Source organism: Acidithiobacillus sp. TH-A36, from assembly GCF_057473445.1.
In genome coordinates, this window is record NZ_JBYCKP010000013.1 from 1 (window position 1) to 1,316 (window position 1,316).

Below are 1,316 nucleotides of genomic sequence, written 5' to 3' on the forward strand. Positions count from 1 at the left end.
CTGGACCACCTGTTTCGGAATCTTTCCCAGAATTATACGGATTTTTCAACTTACATTTACGGCAAGGGCAAGCACTAGGCTCCGCTACGCCGCTGCAACAGGTGATGAATGCGCCGCAAACGTTCGAGGGGGTCCTGCAGCAGAAGCAGATCCTGTTTTTCTTCTGGAGAAGCAGGCAATGCCTGAGCGAGCACCATACCTGCAGTACTGGCATCCAGGTCCCGGGCCGCTTCTTCACCAAGCAATTCCTTCAAAATGGCGCGCAGGGTATCGTCTTCCCGGCGCATGGGCACTACCGGCTCCTCCGGCCAGTAGTGCACCGAGGCCATAGCCAGAGCCCCCGCATAATGCCAGTCCTGAATACTGAAGCGTCGCTGCCCCTCCACCTGAATTTCCAGAACCCCTGGCTCACCACCCCAATCCACTATTCGCGCCAGTGTTCCTACCCGTTCCGGCTCCGCATGACCATCTCCCCGAGAGTGCGTCAAACAGATTCCAAAACCATGATCATTGCGCAGGGAGCTGCTGACCATGTCCAGATAACGGGGTTCAAACACTCTCAATCCGACTAAGGCCTTGGGAAAAAGTACGGTTCGGAGTAAAAATAGGGGTATTGTATGCGTATCCGTCACTATGCTGTTCCTCTCACGAGTATTCATGAATCCCAGCCTGAAACCATCCTCCACGTTCTCACTATATGTACATTTGCCTTGGTGTAAAGCCAAGTGTCCTTATTGTGACTTCAATTCACATGCAGCAGACCATATTCCTGCAGCGCGTTATGCTCGCGCCCTGATTGCTGATCTGGATCGGGAACTGCCACGCATCTGGGGACGACGTCTGCACAGTATTTTCATTGGCGGAGGCACTCCCAGCCTGTTTCCACCGGAAATCATCAACCAGCTGCTTTCCGACATCCGGGCCCGCCTGCAACCCCTGTCTGCCATGGAGGTGACCCTGGAGGCTAATCCCGGCGCCATTGAAGCCGCAGCATTTGCTGATTTTCGTGCGGCCGGGGTTACCCGTCTGTCTCTGGGGATCCAGTCTTTCAATGATGTGCACCTGCAACGCCTGGGACGCATTCATGATGCTACTGCAGCCCATCGGGCCGTAGAAAAAGCCATTGCTGCGCAATTTGCCAGCTTTAATCTGGATCTCATGTTTGCCCTGCCGGGCCAGAGCACTGCTGAAGCCCTGGCAGACCTGAACGCGGCTTTACAATATAAGCCTCCCCATTTATCCCTTTACCAGCTTACTCTGGAAGTCGGCACCCCCTTTGCCAGCCATCCTCCGGCCCATCTCCCTGACGAGGATAC

2 protein-coding genes are annotated in these 1,316 nt (G+C 54.9%); one reads left to right on the forward strand and one right to left on the reverse strand.

The window, feature by feature from the left end; genetic code table 11:
* Nucleotides 1-74: 74 nt before the first annotated feature.
* Complete coding sequence (locus AC2VLY_RS00285) at nt 75-632, reverse strand: LON peptidase substrate-binding domain-containing protein (protein WP_193650754.1); 558 nt, start codon at nt 630-632, stop codon at nt 75-77.
* Nucleotides 633-657: 25 nt separating this feature from the next.
* On the opposite strand from AC2VLY_RS00285, the gene hemW reads away from it, so the two are divergent.
* The coding region (gene hemW / locus AC2VLY_RS00290; RefSeq protein ID WP_486921576.1) for a radical SAM family heme chaperone HemW at nt 658-1,316 on the forward strand (659 nt) is incomplete at its 3' end.